Genomic DNA, 1,006 nt, shown 5'->3' on the forward strand with positions numbered 1-1,006 from the left:
GCCATCGAGATGATGGCCACCGCGGGCGGACGCTACGACATCGCCCGATTCGGCATGGAAGCGTTCCGGGCCTCGCCGCGGCAGGCCGACGTGATGATCGTCGCCGGGCGCGTCAGCCAGAAGATGGCCCCCGCGCTGCGCCGCGTCTACGACCAGATGGTCGAACCGAAGTGGGTGCTCGCGATGGGGGTGTGCGCCTCGTCCGGCGGGATGTTCAACAACTACGCGATCGTCCAGGGTGTCGACCACGTCGTCCCCGTCGACATCTATCTCCCGGGCTGTCCGCCCCGGCCCGAGATGCTCCTCCACGCGATCCTGACACTGCACGAGAAGATCGCACAGATGCCTCTCGGCGTGAACCGGGCCGAGGCGATCCGCGCCGCGGAGGAAGCCGCTCTGGCCCAGCGTCCGCTCATCGAACTGACGGTGCCGCCGCGATGACCGATCGCGAACGGACCCGATCCGACCACGACGACCGCGCCGACGAGGTGATCGCGGTCCGCCGCGGCATGTTCGGGGTGCGTGGATCCGGTGACACCAGCGGCTACGGCCGTCTCGTGCGCCGGGTGACGCTGCCCGGCAGCACCGACCGTCCCTACGGCGGGTACCTCGACGACCTCGTCGACACCCTCGAGGACGTACTCGACGAACGCTCCGGCGACACCGCGGTGGGTTACGCCGACGCCGTGGAGAAGATCGTCGTGCACCGCCACCAACTGACCGCCTTCGTCCGCCGCGAGCAGCTGCCCCTCGTGGCCGGCACCCTGCGCGACCATCCCACGCTCCGATTCGAGCTGTGCCTCGGGGTGTCGGGCGTGCACTATCCGCAGGAGACGGGCCGGGAACTGCACGCGGTGTATCCACTCGTCTCGATCACCCACAACCGCCGCATGCGTCTCGAGGTCGCGATCCCCGACAGCGACCCGCACGTCCCGTCGCTGTACCGCATCTACCCGACGAACGACTGGCACGAACGCGAGACCTATGACTTCTTCGGGATCGTCTT

General features: G+C 68.6%; 2 protein-coding genes. Both read left to right on the forward strand.

Annotated elements, in window-relative coordinates:
• Positions 1-441, forward strand: a 441-nt coding sequence (locus R1101_RS0124270; protein WP_016935733.1) for an NADH-quinone oxidoreductase subunit B, incomplete at its 5' end; no start/stop codon positions are given.
• The coding region (locus R1101_RS28660; protein ID WP_016935734.1) for an NADH-quinone oxidoreductase subunit C at positions 438-1,006 on the forward strand (569 nt) is incomplete at its 3' end. The genes R1101_RS0124270 and R1101_RS28660, both read left to right, overlap by 4 nt.

The sequence above is a fragment of the Rhodococcus sp. R1101 genome (assembly GCF_000278445.1).
Lineage (GTDB): Bacteria > Actinomycetota > Actinomycetes > Mycobacteriales > Mycobacteriaceae > Rhodococcus > Rhodococcus gordoniae.